This window comes from Pseudomonas retamae (genome assembly GCF_043496865.1).
Taxonomy (GTDB): domain Bacteria; phylum Pseudomonadota; class Gammaproteobacteria; order Pseudomonadales; family Pseudomonadaceae; genus Aquipseudomonas; species Aquipseudomonas retamae.
In genome coordinates this window covers 22,865-36,907 of record NZ_JBIEIL010000020.1, presented here as the reverse complement: position 1 = coordinate 36,907, position 14,043 = coordinate 22,865, and the positions used below count along the sequence as shown (strand labels likewise).

The following is a 14,043-nucleotide window of genomic DNA, read 5'->3' as shown; positions in this document are numbered from 1 at the left end:
CGGGGTATATCGCGACGCTATGACGCGTATAGATGAAACTCTCTTCATGAACGGTGAAACGCCCTTCGTTTGATAGTGTGCATCCATCCAGTATTTGCCCGTATACTCCTACGTTTTCGACGCCCGCCGAGCGAGGCCACTTTGGACAAGATCCTGATACGTGGGGCCCGTACCCACAACCTGAAGAACATCGACCTGACCCTGCCACGGGACAAACTGATTGTCATCACCGGCCTGTCCGGATCCGGCAAGTCGTCCCTGGCATTCGACACGCTGTATGCCGAAGGTCAGCGCCGCTATGTCGAATCGCTGTCGGCCTACGCCCGCCAGTTCCTGTCGATGATGGAAAAACCCGACGTCGACACCATCGAAGGCCTGTCGCCGGCGATCTCCATCGAACAGAAGTCGACCTCGCACAACCCGCGTTCCACGGTCGGCACCATCACCGAAATCTATGACTACCTGCGCTTGCTTTACGCTCGCGTGGGTACGCCGCGTTGCCCGGATCACGACATTCCACTGGAGGCGCAGACCGTCAGCCAGATGGTCGACCTGGTACTGGCCCAGCCGGAAGGCAGCAAGCTGATGCTGCTGGCGCCGGTGATCCGTGAGCGCAAAGGCGAACACCTGTCGGTCTTCGAAGAACTGCGCGCGCAGGGCTTTGTCCGCGCTCGGGTCAATGGGCGCATCTGCGAGCTCGACGAACTGCCGAAACTGGATAAACAGAAGAAGCACTCGATCGATGTGATCGTCGACCGCTTCAAGGTCCGCGCCGACCTGCAGCAGCGCCTGGCCGAGTCGTTCGAAACCGCGTTGAAGCTGGCCGACGGCATTGCCCTGGTGGCACCGATGGATGACGAGCCCGGCGAAGAAATGATCTTCTCCGCGCGCTTCGCCTGCCCGATCTGCGGCCACGCGATCAGCGAGCTGGAACCCAAGCTGTTTTCCTTCAACAACCCGGCCGGCGCCTGCCCGACGTGTGATGGCCTGGGGGTAAAGCAGTTCTTCGATATCAAGCGCCTGGTCAACGGTGAGCTGACCCTGGCCGAGGGTGCCATCCGCGGCTGGGACCGGCGTAACGTCTATTACTTCCAGATGCTCGGCTCGCTGGCTTCGCACTACAAATTCAGCCTCGACAAGCCCTTCAACGAACTGACCGCCGAGCAGCAGAAAAACATCCTGCACGGCAGCGGTTCGCAGAATGTTGACTTCAAATACCTCAACGACCGCGGCGATATCGTCAAGCGTTCGCACCCGTTCGAAGGCATCGTGCCGAACCTCGAGCGCCGCTACCGCGAGACCGAGTCGGCAAGCGTACGCGAAGAGCTGGCCAAGTTCCTCAGCCACCAGGCCTGCCCGGATTGCCGCGGCACGCGCCTGCGTCGCGAAGCGCGGCATGTATGGGTCGGCGAAAAAACCCTGCCGGCCGTGACCAACCTGCCGATCGGCGATGCCTGCGAGTACTTCGCCGATCTGAAGATGACCGGCCGCCGCGGTGAGATCGCCGACAAGATCCTCAAGGAGATTCGCGAGCGTCTGCAGTTTCTGGTTAACGTGGGGCTCGATTACCTGTCGCTGGATCGCAGCGCCGACACTCTGTCCGGTGGCGAGGCGCAGCGCATTCGTCTGGCCAGCCAGATCGGTGCGGGTCTTGTGGGCGTCTTGTACATCCTTGATGAACCGTCCATTGGCCTGCATCAGCGCGATAACGACCGATTGCTCGGCACGCTCAAGCATCTGCGTGATATCGGCAACACGGTGATTGTGGTCGAGCACGACGAGGACGCGATTCGTCTGGCCGACTATGTCGTGGATATCGGCCCGGGCGCCGGCGTACATGGTGGTCAGATCGTTGCCGAAGGCACGCCGGACGAAGTCATGGCGCACCCGGATTCCCTGACCGGTAAATACCTGTCGGGCCGGGTGAAGATCGAAGTGCCGGCCAAGCGCACGCCGCGCAACAAGAAGCTCAACCTGTCGCTCAGAGGCGCGCGCGGCAACAACCTGCGCAACGTCGATCTGGACATTCCGATCGGCCTGCTGACGTGCGTAACCGGCGTGTCCGGCTCGGGCAAGTCGACGCTGATCAACAACACGCTGTTTCCGCTGAGTGCCACCGCGCTCAACGGTGCGACCACGCTGGAAGCGGCCGCACATGACAGCATCAAAGGCCTGGAGCATCTGGACAAGGTTGTCGACATCGACCAGAGCCCGATCGGCCGCACACCGCGCTCCAACCCGGCGACGTATACCGGGCTGTTCACGCCGATACGCGAACTGTTCGCCGGCGTGCCGGAGTCGCGTTCGCGCGGTTACGGGCCGGGGCGGTTCTCGTTCAACGTCAAGGGCGGTCGTTGCGAGGCCTGCCAGGGCGATGGCCTGATCAAGGTGGAGATGCACTTCCTGCCTGACATCTATGTGCCGTGCGACGTGTGCAAGAGCAAGCGCTATAACCGCGAAACCCTTGAGATCAAATACAAGGGCAAGAGCATTCACGAGACCCTCGAGATGACCATCGAGGAAGCCCGCGAATTCTTCGACGCGGTGCCGGCGTTGGCGCGCAAGCTGCAAACGCTGATGGATGTCGGCCTGTCGTACATCAAGCTCGGGCAGTCGGCGACCACGCTATCGGGCGGTGAAGCGCAGCGGGTCAAGTTGTCTCGCGAGCTGTCCAAGCGTGATACCGGCAAAACCCTGTATATCCTTGATGAGCCGACCACCGGTTTGCACTTCGCGGATATCCAGCAATTGCTCGACGTACTGCATCGCCTGCGCGATCACGGCAACACCGTGGTGGTGATCGAACACAACCTCGATGTCATCAAGACTGCCGACTGGCTGGTCGACCTCGGACCGGAAGGCGGCTCCAAGGGCGGGCAGATCATTGCCACCGGTACGCCGGAGGAAGTGGCCGAGATGAAGCAATCTCATACTGGCCATTACCTCAAGCCTCTACTGATCCGTGATCGGGCGTAAACGCCAGACATGAAAAAGCCCCTGTCACCGTTGAAGTGACAGGGGCTTTTTTATATCGGTTGCGATCAGGACGCGTGGGATTGCAGGTAGTTCTCGAGACCGATGAGCTTGATCAGCCCCAACTGCTTTTCCAGCCAGTAGGTGTGATCTTCTTCGGTGTCGTTGAGCTGAACCCGCAGGATTTCACGGCTGACGTAATCCTTGTGTTGCTCGCACAGCTCGATGCCTTTGCACAGGGCAGCGCGAACTTTGTACTCAAGGCGCAGGTCGGCTTCAAGCATGGTCGGCACCGTCGTGCCCACATCCAGATCATCCGGACGCATGCGCGGCGTACCTTCGAGCATCAGAATCCGCCGCATCAACGCGTCGGCGTGGCCTGCTTCTTCTTCCATCTCGTGGTTGATTCGCTCGTAGAGCTTGGTGAACCCCCAGTCCTCATACATCCGCGAATGAACAAAATATTGGTCACGCGCGGCCAGTTCGCCGGTCAGCAACGTGTTGAGGTAATCGATTACGTCTGGGTGGCCTTGCATCGCCCTACATCTCCCTGCTTGAAAGTCTGTAGTTTGAACCAACCTGACCATAAGGTCACCCGCTGAGCGCAAGAAAAGCGAAGAATATCCGAGAAAAGCAGCTTAAATAACGCAAAAACCGCCCAAATGAGGGCGGTTCTGCTTCTCGTTTAGACTTCGTTAAGCTGTACGTTCAGCAGCTTTGCGATTGCTTCTCCATACGCCGGATCGGCTTTGTAGAAATGCTGCAACTGGCGGTCTACGACATCACTCGAAACCCCGGCCATTGCACCGGCGATGTTGCTGACCAGCAGCGCTTTCTGCTCTTCACTCATCAAGCGGTACAGTGCACCGGCGTGGCTGTAGTAATCGGTATCTTCGCGATGATCGTAGCGATCTGCCGCGCCGCTCAAGGCCAGTGCAGGCTCGGCATAGTGCGGGGCTTGCTTAGGTGATTCGATGTAGCTGTTCGGCTCATAGTTAGGCGCCGCACCACCGTTGCTGCCGAAAGCCATCGAGCCGTCACGCTGATAGGTATTAACCGGACTGCGTGGGGCGTTCACCGGCAGTTGCTGGTGATTGGTGCCGACGCGGTAGCGGTGGGCGTCGGCGTAAGCGAACACACGACCTTGCAGCATGCGATCTGGCGACAGGCCAACACCGGGCACCATGTTGCTCGGACCGAACGCGGCCTGCTCGACTTCGGCAAAATAGTTGAGCGGGTTGCGGTTCAACTCCAGCTCACCGACTTCGATCAGTGGGAATTCCTTCTGCGACCAGGTTTTTGTTACGTCGAACGGGTTCTCGTAATGCGCGGCCGCTTGGGCTTCGGTCATGATCTGGATGCACACGCGCCATTTAGGGAAATCACCGCGCTCGATCGCTTCAAACAGGTCGCGCTGGGCGTAGTCCGGATCGGTGCCGGCCAAGCGTGCAGCATCGGCTGGCGCAAGGTTCTTGATGCCCTGCTGGGTCTTGTAATGCCACTTCACCCAGTGACGCTCGCCCTTGGCGTTGATCAGGCTATAAGTGTGGCTACCGAAGCCGTGCATGTGGCGGTAGCCGTCAGGAATGCCGCGATCGGAGAACAGAATTGTTACCTGGTGCAGTGCCTCAGGCGAATGCGACCAGAAATCCCACATCATCTGCGCGCTTTTCAGATTGCTCTGCGGCAGGCGTTTTTGCGTGTGGATAAAGTCAGGGAATTTCAGTGGGTCGCGAATGAAAAACACCGGCGTGTTGTTGCCGACGATGTCCCAGTTACCTTCTTCGGTGTAGAACTTCAGTGCGAAACCGCGCGGATCACGCTCGGTGTCGGCTGAACCGCGTTCGCCACCCACAGTGGAGAAGCGCAGGAACGTCGGGGTTTGCTTGCCGACCGCTTCGAACAGTTTGGCGCTGGTGTAGTTGGTGATATCACGAGTGACGGTGAAGGTGCCGTAGGCACCCGAGCCTTTTGCGTGTACGCGGCGCTCAGGAATGTTTTCACGGTTGAAGTGGGCAAGCTTCTCGATCAGATGAAAATCGTCGAGCAGCAACGGACCGCGCGGGCCGGCGGAGCGAGAATTCTGGTTGTCGGCGACAGGTGCGCCACTGGCGGTTGTAAGCGTCTTGGTCTGGCTCATGCGGTCTTCTTCCTCTGTCAGTCTTGAACTGCCGGCTAATGGCTTGGTGGGGAGTATTGATCATCGCTGCGACAGCCACAAATTTATTAACTTGTAGAAGTCGATAGATAATTACTAATTATGTTCCACCGCACATACTGGCATTACGACTGTGTCAGAAACTTGTACGAACCGCGCATTTCTAGCGGGCACAAAAAACCGGGCACTAGGCCCGGTTCTTTGTTTCAGACTGACGTCTTACTCGGCGGATACAGCTTCGCCGGCAGTAGCACGATCAACCAACTCGACGTACGCCATAGGCGCGTTGTCGCCAGCGCGGAAACCGCACTTGAGGATGCGCAGGTAGCCACCCTCACGGGTAGCGTAACGCTTGCCCAGGTCGTTGAAGAGCTTACCAACGATAGCTTTCGAACGAGTACGGTCGAAAGCCAGACGGCGGTTAGCCAGGCTGTCTGTCTTGGCCAGAGTGATCAGCGGCTCGGCAACGCGGCGCAGTTCTTTGGCTTTTGGCAGAGTAGTTTTGATCAGCTCGTGCTCGAACAGCGACACCGCCATGTTTTGGAACATGGCCTTGCGGTGCGAGCTGGTGCGGCTCAGGTGACGACCACTTTTACGATGACGCATGGTTCATTCCTTACCAAACACTACGTTCGGTGATTACGACGATCAGGCAGTCGCCTTGTCGTCCTTCTTAAGACTTGCAGGCGGCCAGTTGTCGAGGCGCATGCCGAGGGACAGACCGCGGGAGGCCAGAACGTCCTTGATTTCAGTCAAGGATTTCTTGCCAAGGTTCGGAGTCTTCAACAGCTCTACTTCGGTACGCTGAATCAGGTCGCCGATGTAGTAGATGTTTTCCGCCTTAAGGCAGTTAGCCGAACGTACAGTCAGTTCCAGATCGTCAACCGGGCGAAGCAGGATCGGATCGATCTCGTCTTCCTGCTCGACAACCACTGGCTCACTGTCACCCTTGAGGTCGACGAACGCAGCCAACTGCTGTTGCAGAATGGTTGCAGCGCGGCGAATAGCCTCTTCAGGATCCAGAGTACCGTTGGTTTCCAGATCAATAACCAGCTTGTCCAGGTTGGTACGCTGTTCGACACGGGCGTTTTCCACCACGTAAGCGATACGGCGAACCGGGCTGAACGAAGAATCGAGCTGCAAGCGACCGATGCTGCGGCTTTCGTCTTCATCGCTCTGACGCGAGTCGGCTGGTTCATAACCACGACCACGAGCTACGGTGAGCTTCATGTTCAGGGCGCCGTTAGACGCCAGGTTAGCGATTACGTGATCGGGATTAACGATCTCGACATCATGATCCAGCTGAATATCGGCAGCGGTAACCACCCCCGAACCCTTCTTCGACAAGGTCAGCGTAACTTCGTCACGACCGTGCAGCTTGATGGCCAGACCTTTAAGGTTCAACAGGATTTCAATTACGTCTTCCTGTACACCTTCGATGGCGCTGTACTCGTGGAGCACACCGTCAATCTCGGCCTCGACTACTGCGCAGCCGGGCATTGAGGACAACAGGATGCGGCGCAGCGCGTTGCCCAGGGTGTGGCCAAAACCACGCTCGAGAGGCTCGAGAGTGATCTTGGCGCGGGTTGGACTGACAACCTGCACATCAATGTGGCGGGGTGTCAGGAACTCATTTACCGAAATCTGCATGGATGCACCTATTTTCTAGCCCTTACTTGGAGTAGAGCTCGACAATCAGGCTTTCGTTGATGTCGGCGGACAGATCACTGCGAGCAGGAACGTTCTTGAAAACGCCCGACTTCTTCTCAGTGTCTACTTCTACCCATTCTACGCGGCCACGTTGGGCACACAGATCGAGAGCTTGGACAATGCGAAGCTGGTTTTTTGCTTTCTCGCGAACTGCAACCACGTCACCAGCACGAACCTGATACGACGGAACGTTTACGGTCTGACCGTTAACGCTGATCGACTTGTGCGATACGAGCTGACGGGATTCGGCACGAGTCGAACCAAAGCCCATACGGTATACGACGTTGTCCAGACGGCATTCGAGCAGTTGCAGCAGGTTTTCACCGGTTGCACCTTTCTTGCCAGCAGCTTCTTTGTAGTAGCCGCTGAACTGACGCTCGAGAACGCCGTAGATACGACGGACCTTCTGCTTTTCACGCAGTTGGGTGCCGTAGTCGGACTGGCGACCGCGGCGCTGGCCGTGGATACCAGGTGCTGCTTCAATGTTGCACTTCGATTCGATCGCGCGCACGCCGCTCTTCAGGAAGAGATCGGTGCCTTCGCGACGAGCGAGTTTGCATTTTGGACCAATGTAACGAGCCATTCTTTACAATCTCCTGGATTACACGCGGCGCTTCTTCGGCGGACGGCACCCGTTGTGCGGGATTGGCGTCACGTCGGTGATGCTGGCGATCTTGTAGCCACAGCCGTTCAAAGCGCGGACTGCGGATTCACGACCTGGACCTGGACCCTTGACGTTGACGTCGAGGTTTTTCAGGCCGTATTCCAGCGCAGCTTGACCAGCACGTTCAGCAGCTACTTGAGCAGCGAACGGGGTGGACTTGCGGGAACCGCGGAAACCCGAACCACCGGAGGTAGCCCAGGAAAGAGCGTTACCTTGACGGTCGGTAATGGTCACGATGGTGTTGTTAAAAGATGCATGGATGTGGGCGATGCCATCAACCACTGTCTTTTTAACTTTTTTACGAGGACGAGCAGCAGGTTTTGCCATGATTAAATTCCTGTCGATTCGCTGGGGCGATTACTTGCGGATCGGCTTACGCGGACCTTTACGGGTACGCGCGTTGGTCTTGGTACGCTGACCGCGTACTGGCAGACCACGACGATGACGCAGACCGCGATAGCAACCGAGGTCCATCAAGCGCTTGATTTTCATGTTGATTTCGCGACGCAGGTCACCTTCAGTGGTGAACTTCGCCACTTCGCCACGCAGCTGTTCAATTTGCTCGTCGCTCAGATCTTTGATCTTTGCTGCTGGGTTTACCCCAGTCACTGCACAGATCTTCTGCGCAGTAGTGCGACCAACACCATAGATGTAGGTCAGCGAGATAACAGTATGCTTGTTATCTGGAATGTTAACGCCTGCAATACGGGCCATTCAGTGGGACTCCAATTGACAGCTACCTACGCCCCGGAAGCCAAGAAATAGGGCGCGAGATAATATCGCTGTAATAACAAATAATCAACCCGGTAGCGCACTAGCTACCGGGCTTGAAGCACAATCACACTCAGCCTTGGCGCTGTTTGTGACGCGGTTCCGCGCTGCAAATTACTCGAACAACACCTTCGCGGCGAATAATCTTGCAGTTACGGCACAGCTTTTTCACCGATGCACGAACTTTCATCACCAACTCCTCGAACCTTATGGGTACTCAGCGCAACATGCCGCTGCCGTAACCCTTCAGGTTGGCTTTCTTCATCAGGGATTCGTACTGGTGCGAAACGAGGTGCGATTGTACTTGGGACATGAAGTCCATCACAACCACGACCACGATCAGCAACGAGGTCCCGCCAAGGTAGAACGGTACGTTTGCCGCAACCACCAGAAACTGGGGCAACAGACACACGGCCGTCATGTAAAGAGCACCGAACAGGGTCAAACGAGTCAGAACGCCATCAATGTAGCGCGCAGACTGCTCACCTGGACGAATGCCCGGAATAAAGGCACCGGACTTCTTCAGGTTTTCCGCTACGTCTTTCGGATTGAACATCAACGCCGTATAGAAGAAGCAGAAGAAAATAATCCCTGCACTAAACAGCAGAATATTCAACGGCTGACCAGGAGCGATCGACTGCGAGATGTCCTGCAACCAGCCCATACCTTCAGACTGACCAAACCAGGCACCCAGCGAAGCCGGGAACAGCAAAATGCTGCTCGCGAAAATAGCCGGAATAACACCGGCCATGTTCACTTTCAGCGGCAAGTGGCTGGTCTGCGCAGCAAAAACCTTGCGGCCCTGCTGACGCTTGGCGTAGTGAACAGCAATACGACGCTGACCACGCTCAATGAACACCACAAAACCGATAATCGCTACTGCCAGCAAACCGATGGCAACCAGGGCGAAGATGTTGATATCACCCTGACGCGCAGACTCGAAAGACTGCCCGATTGCTCTCGGAAGACCGGCGACGATACCCGAAAAAATCAACATCGAGATACCGTTGCCAACACCACGCTCAGTAATCTGCTCACCCAGCCACATCATGAACATCGCACCAGCCACAAATGTGGTTACCGCGACGAAATGGAAGCCTAAGTCACCAGTGAACGCCACGCCCTGCCCCGCCAGACCAATGGACATGCCAATGGCCTGAACGAGAGCGAGAGCGACGGTGAGGTAGCGGGTGTACTGGCTGATCTTGCGACGGCCAGCTTCACCTTCCTTCTTCAACTGCTCCAGCTGTGGGCTGACGGCGGTCATCAACTGCATGATAATCGATGCCGAAATATACGGCATGATCCCCAGTGCAAAGATGCTCATCCGTTCCAGCGCACCGCCGGAGAACATGTTGAACAAGCTAAGAATGGTCCCCTCATTCTGTCGAAACAGGTCTGCGAGTCGGTCCGGGTTGATACCTGGAACCGGGATGTGTGCGCCTATTCGGTAGACGATAATCGCCAGGAACAGAAAACGCAGACGAGCCCAGAGTTCAGACATACCGCCTTTGCCGAGCGCAGAGAGAGCACCTTGCTTAGCCATTTATTCCTCGAACTTGCCGCCAGCTGCTTCGATAGCCGCACGCGCACCTTTGGTGGCGCCGATTCCCTTGCCGATAGTGACAGCGCGAGCCACTTCACCGGACAGCATGATTTTCACACGCTGTACGTTGACGTTGATCACGTTGGCATCTTTCAGGGACTGCACAGTAACGATGTCGCCTTCCACTTTGGCCAGCTCGGACAGACGCACTTCTGCGCGATCCATGGCTTTCAGGGAAACGAAACCGAACTTAGGCAGGCGACGATGCAGCGGCTGTTGACCGCCTTCAAAGCCTGGAGCGATGGTGCCACCGGAGCGGGAGGTCTGACCTTTGTGACCACGGCCACCAGTCTTGCCCAAACCACTACCGATACCACGGCCCGGACGATGCTTTTCGCGACGGGAACCCGGCGCTGGACTCAGATCATTGAGTTTCATCGATTAACCCTCGACACGCAGCATGTAGTAAGCCTTGTTGATCATCCCGCGATTCTCGGGAGTATCCTGGACTTCTACAGTGTGACCGATGCGACGCAGACCCAGACCCTTAACGCACAGTTTGTGGTTAGGGATGCGGCCGGTCATGCTTTTGATCAGCGTAACTTTAACGGTAGCCATGATTACTTGATCTCCTCAACACGCAGGCCACGCTTCGCAGCGATGGACTCAGGAGACTGCATAGCCTTCAGACCCTTGAAAGTGGCGTGAACCACGTTTACCGGGTTGGTCGAGCCGTAGCACTTGGCCAGAACGTTCTGAACGCCAGCAACTTCGAGGACAGCACGCATAGCGCCGCCAGCGATGATACCGGTACCTTCAGAAGCAGGCTGCATGTACACCTTCGAAGCGCCGTGAGCGGACTTCATTGCGTACTGCAGAGTGGTGCCATTCAGGTCAACTTGAATCATGTTGCGGCGAGCAGCTTCCATTGCCTTCTGGATCGCAGCAGGCACTTCACGTGACTTGCCACGGCCGAAGCCAACACGCCCTTTACCATCACCAACCACGGTCAACGCGGTGAAAGTGAAGATACGGCCGCCTTTAACGGTTTTGGCTACGCGGTTAACTTGAACCAGCTTCTCGATGTAGCCTTCGTCGCGCTTTTGGTCGTTATTTGACATAACTTAGAACTCCAGCCCAGCTTCACGAGCAGCATCAGCCAGCGCTTTAACGCGGCCGTGGTACTTGAAGCCAGAGCGGTCGAAAGCCACTTGCGATACGCCAGCGGCCTTAGCACGCGTAGCGACCAGCTGGCCAACCTTTGTGGCCGCGTCGATGTTGCCAGTGGCACCATCACGCAGTTCTTTATCCAAAGTCGAGGCACTTGCCAGGACTTTGTTGCCGTCGGCCGAGATGACCTGGGCGTAGATGTGCTGCGACGAGCGGAACACGCAGAGACGCACGACTTCGAGTTCGTGCATTTTCAGGCGTGCTTTGCGAGCGCGACGCAGTCGAGTAACTTTTTTGTCGGTCATTTGCTATGCCCTACTTCTTCTTGGCTTCTTTACGACGGACGACTTCGTCCGCGTAGCGCACACCTTTGCCTTTGTACGGCTCTGGTGGACGGAAGTCGCGGATCTCAGCGGCCACTTGACCTACCAGCTGCTTGTCGATGCCCTTGATCAGGATATCGGTCTGGCTAGGAGTCTCAGCGGTGATGCCTTGCGGCAGTTCGTAATCCACTGGGTGCGAGAAGCCAAGAGCCAGGTTCAGAACCTGACCTTTTGCTTGCGCCTTGTAACCAACACCGACCAGCTGGAGCTTGCGCTCGAAGCCTTGGCTTACGCCCTGGACCATGTTGTTTACCAACGCACGCGTGGTACCGGCCATTGCGCGAGTTTGTTGATCGCCATTGCGAGCAGCGAAACGCAGCTCACCAGCTTCTTCAACGATCTCAACGGACGAATGGATGTTCAGTTCAAGAGTACCCTTGGCACCCTTCACCGAAAGCTGTTGGCCTGCGAATTTGACTTCGACACCGGCTGGCAGCTTAACGGGGTTCTTAGCGACGCGAGACATGCTTATCCCCCCTTAGAACACAGTGCAAAGAACTTCGCCGCCGACACCGGCAGCGCGCGCAGCACGATCCGTCATCACACCTTTGTTGGTGGAGACGATAGACACGCCAAGACCGCCACGAACTTTCGGCAGATCTTCAACGGACTTGTACTGACGCAGGCCTGGACGACTAACGCGCTTCACTTCTTCGATAACCGGACGGCCTTCGAAGTACTTCAGCGAGATGGACAACGACGGCTTGGCGTCGGTGGTGATCTGAAAATCCGCGATGTAACCTTCGTCCTTCAGGACTTTTGCTACAGCAGCCTTCAACGTGGAAGACGGCATGCTTACGACAGACTTTTCAGCCATCTGGGCATTACGGATTCGAGTTAGCATGTCCGCTAACGGGTCCTGCATACTCATGGGCTAGACGCTCCTAATACAGAAAAATTAGCCTTGCGGCTACTACTTGTCGCCGAGAACTTCCGGGCATGAAAAAACACGGGCTCAGGCGAGCCGGTCATTCTAGACACACCCCAGAAATGAATCAAGCCCCAAAAGGGGCTTGATTCATATTCAAGGCACCGATGGTCAGGTTTTCACAAACCGGACCATCGAGGCTTTGACGACTATTACCAGCTGGCTTTAACCAGACCTGGAACGTCACCACGCATTGCAGCTTCACGCAGCTTGTTACGGCCAAGGCCGAACTTGCGGTAAACGCCGTGCGGACGACCAGTCAGGCGGCAACGGTTACGCATGCGCGAAGCGCTTGCGTCACGTGGTTGCTTCTGCAGAGCTACGGTAGCTTCCCAACGCGCTTCTGGACTTGCGTTCAGATCGACGATGATAGCTTTCAGCGCTGCACGCTTGGTGGCGTACTTGGCAACGGTGAGCTGACGCTTCAGCTCACGGTTTTTCATGCTCTTCTTGGCCATTTTCCTACTCCAATCAGTTGCGGAACGGGAATTTGAAAGCACGCAGCAGCGCGCGACCTTCATCATCGTTCTTGGCAGTGGTGGTCAGGGTAATGTCCAGACCGCGGAGAGCATCGATCTTGTCGTAGTCGATTTCCGGGAAAATGATCTGCTCTTTCACGCCCATGCTGTAGTTACCACGACCATCGAAGGACTTGGCATTCAGGCCGCGGAAGTCGCGAACCCGAGGCAGGGAGATCGACAGCAGACGATCCAGGAACTCGTACATACGCTCACGGCGCAGGGTCACTTTGACGCCGATCGGCCATCCTTCGCGGACTTTGAAGCCTGCGATGGATTTACGAGCGTAGGTCACAACGACTTTCTGGCCGGTGATCTTTTCCAGGTCAGCAACAGCGTGTTCGATGACTTTTTTGTCGCCGATCGCTTCGCCCAGACCCATGTTCAGGGTGATTTTGGTAACGCGCGGAACTTCCATCACGTTCGAAAGCTTAAGTTCTTCCTTAAGTTTCGGAGCGATTTCCTTCCGGTAAATCTCTTTTAGTCGTGCCATGGTCTTCTACCTAGCAGTGTTCAAGCATCAACCGCTTTTTGGGTCGACTTGAAGACACGAATTTTCTTACCGTCTTCTACTTTGAAACCAACGCGGTCAGCCTTGTTGGTTTCGCCGTTGAAGATGGCGACGTTGGAAGCGTGCAGTGGCGCTTCTTTCTCGACGATACCGCCCTGTACGCCCGACATCGGGTTAGGCTTGGTATGACGCTTGACCAGGTTCAGACCACCAACAACCAGACGGTTGTCAGCAAGAACCTTCAGCACCTTACCGCGCTTACCTTTGTCTTTGCCGGCGATCACGATGATCTCGTCGTCACGACGAATCTTTTGCATGTCGGATCTCCTTACAGCACTTCTGGGGCGAGCGAGACGATCTTCATGAACTTCTCAGTACGAAGTTCACGGGTCACTGGCCCAAAGATACGGGTGCCGATCGGCTCTTGCTTGTTGTTCAGAAGAACAGCAGCGTTGCCATCAAAGCGGATAATGGAGCCATCAGCACGACGTACGCCGTGACGAGTGCGGACTACGACAGCAGTCATCACTTGGCCTTTTTTCACCTTACCGCGAGGAATTGCTTCCTTCACGGTAACTTTGATGATGTCACCGATACCAGCGTAACGACGATGGGAGCCACCCAGCACCTTGATGCACATAACGCGGCGAGCGCCGCTGTTATCGGCCACATCGAGCATGGATTGAGTCTGAATCATATAATTTCTCCGAC

At 56.3% G+C, this 14,043-nt stretch carries 20 protein-coding genes; 1 reads left to right on the top strand and 19 read right to left on the bottom strand.

Annotation, left to right across the window (positions count from 1 at the left end; translation table 11 throughout):
* Nucleotides 1-141 precede the first annotated feature (141 nt).
* Nucleotides 142-2,976 (top strand): excinuclease ABC subunit UvrA, encoded by a 2,835-nt coding sequence (gene uvrA / locus ACGSLL_RS27110; RefSeq protein ID WP_090286766.1) that lies wholly within the window; start codon nt 142-144, stop codon nt 2,974-2,976.
* Nucleotides 2,977-3,041: 65 nt separating this feature from the next.
* Here the strand turns inward: uvrA and bfr are convergent, their stop codons facing one another.
* The 19 genes from bfr to rplN all read right to left on the bottom strand — a co-directional run bounded on the left by bfr (nt 3,042) and on the right by rplN (nt 14,029).
* The gene (gene bfr / locus ACGSLL_RS27105; RefSeq protein WP_016772947.1) at nt 3,042-3,509 is read right to left on the bottom strand and encodes a bacterioferritin; all 468 of its coding nucleotides are present in this window, start codon (nt 3,507-3,509) and stop codon (nt 3,042-3,044) included.
* Between the two features lie 149 nt (nt 3,510-3,658).
* The gene (locus ACGSLL_RS27100) at nt 3,659-5,113 is read right to left on the bottom strand and encodes a catalase (protein ID WP_394508540.1); all 1,455 of its coding nucleotides are present in this window, start codon (nt 5,111-5,113) and stop codon (nt 3,659-3,661) included.
* A gap of 237 nt (nt 5,114-5,350) precedes the next feature.
* Nucleotides 5,351-5,737, bottom strand: a complete 387-nt coding sequence (gene rplQ / locus ACGSLL_RS27095; protein WP_003176402.1) for a 50S ribosomal protein L17 — start codon at nt 5,735-5,737, stop codon at nt 5,351-5,353.
* Between the two features lie 42 nt (nt 5,738-5,779).
* Nucleotides 5,780-6,781, bottom strand: a complete 1,002-nt coding sequence (locus ACGSLL_RS27090; RefSeq protein ID WP_003186012.1) for a DNA-directed RNA polymerase subunit alpha — start codon at nt 6,779-6,781, stop codon at nt 5,780-5,782.
* Nucleotides 6,782-6,803: 22 nt separating this feature from the next.
* On the bottom strand, nt 6,804-7,424 hold the full coding sequence (gene rpsD, locus ACGSLL_RS27085) for a 30S ribosomal protein S4 (RefSeq protein ID WP_003176404.1): 621 nt from the start codon (nt 7,422-7,424) through the stop codon (nt 6,804-6,806).
* An 18-nt stretch (nt 7,425-7,442) separates the two neighbouring features.
* A complete protein-coding gene (rpsK, locus tag ACGSLL_RS27080) occupies nt 7,443-7,832 on the bottom strand; it encodes a 30S ribosomal protein S11 (protein ID WP_002555466.1) in 390 nt (129 codons plus the stop codon).
* 30 nt (nt 7,833-7,862) lie between these two features.
* Entirely contained in the window at nt 7,863-8,219 is a 357-nt protein-coding gene (gene rpsM, locus ACGSLL_RS27075; protein WP_003186020.1) for a 30S ribosomal protein S13, read from the bottom strand.
* Between the two features lie 130 nt (nt 8,220-8,349).
* Nucleotides 8,350-8,466 (bottom strand): 50S ribosomal protein L36, encoded by a 117-nt coding sequence (rpmJ, locus tag ACGSLL_RS27070; RefSeq protein ID WP_002555468.1) that lies wholly within the window; start codon nt 8,464-8,466, stop codon nt 8,350-8,352.
* Between the two features lie 27 nt (nt 8,467-8,493).
* Entirely contained in the window at nt 8,494-9,822 is a 1,329-nt protein-coding gene (gene secY, locus ACGSLL_RS27065; RefSeq protein WP_090286770.1) for a preprotein translocase subunit SecY, read from the bottom strand.
* Nucleotides 9,823-10,260, bottom strand: a complete 438-nt coding sequence (rplO, locus tag ACGSLL_RS27060; RefSeq protein ID WP_011336169.1) for a 50S ribosomal protein L15 — start codon at nt 10,258-10,260, stop codon at nt 9,823-9,825. It lies immediately after the preceding gene.
* A gap of 3 nt (nt 10,261-10,263) precedes the next feature.
* The gene (gene rpmD / locus ACGSLL_RS27055) at nt 10,264-10,440 is read right to left on the bottom strand and encodes a 50S ribosomal protein L30 (RefSeq protein WP_003176408.1); all 177 of its coding nucleotides are present in this window, start codon (nt 10,438-10,440) and stop codon (nt 10,264-10,266) included.
* Between the two features lie 2 nt (nt 10,441-10,442).
* Nucleotides 10,443-10,943 carry a 30S ribosomal protein S5 gene (gene rpsE / locus ACGSLL_RS27050; RefSeq protein WP_007955637.1) on the bottom strand — a complete coding sequence of 167 codons (501 nt, stop codon included), beginning with the start codon at nt 10,941-10,943 and terminating at the stop codon, nt 10,443-10,445.
* 3 nt (nt 10,944-10,946) lie between these two features.
* Complete coding sequence (rplR, locus tag ACGSLL_RS27045) at nt 10,947-11,297, bottom strand: 50S ribosomal protein L18 (RefSeq protein WP_003186037.1); 351 nt, start codon at nt 11,295-11,297, stop codon at nt 10,947-10,949.
* Nucleotides 11,298-11,307: 10 nt separating this feature from the next.
* Entirely contained in the window at nt 11,308-11,841 is a 534-nt protein-coding gene (rplF, locus tag ACGSLL_RS27040; RefSeq protein ID WP_007966176.1) for a 50S ribosomal protein L6, read from the bottom strand.
* Nucleotides 11,842-11,853: 12 nt separating this feature from the next.
* Nucleotides 11,854-12,246, bottom strand: coding sequence for a 30S ribosomal protein S8 (rpsH, locus tag ACGSLL_RS27035; RefSeq protein ID WP_016772944.1), 393 nt, complete (start codon nt 12,244-12,246; stop codon nt 11,854-11,856).
* A 209-nt stretch (nt 12,247-12,455) separates the two neighbouring features.
* Nucleotides 12,456-12,761, bottom strand: coding sequence for a 30S ribosomal protein S14 (gene rpsN, locus ACGSLL_RS27030; RefSeq protein ID WP_003228726.1), 306 nt, complete (start codon nt 12,759-12,761; stop codon nt 12,456-12,458).
* Between the two features lie 13 nt (nt 12,762-12,774).
* The gene (gene rplE, locus ACGSLL_RS27025) at nt 12,775-13,314 is read right to left on the bottom strand and encodes a 50S ribosomal protein L5 (protein WP_003210069.1); all 540 of its coding nucleotides are present in this window, start codon (nt 13,312-13,314) and stop codon (nt 12,775-12,777) included.
* A 20-nt stretch (nt 13,315-13,334) separates the two neighbouring features.
* Nucleotides 13,335-13,649, bottom strand: a complete 315-nt coding sequence (gene rplX, locus ACGSLL_RS27020) for a 50S ribosomal protein L24 (RefSeq protein ID WP_003186046.1) — start codon at nt 13,647-13,649, stop codon at nt 13,335-13,337.
* A gap of 11 nt (nt 13,650-13,660) precedes the next feature.
* The gene (gene rplN / locus ACGSLL_RS27015; protein ID WP_002555479.1) at nt 13,661-14,029 is read right to left on the bottom strand and encodes a 50S ribosomal protein L14; all 369 of its coding nucleotides are present in this window, start codon (nt 14,027-14,029) and stop codon (nt 13,661-13,663) included.
* Nucleotides 14,030-14,043 lie beyond the last annotated feature (14 nt).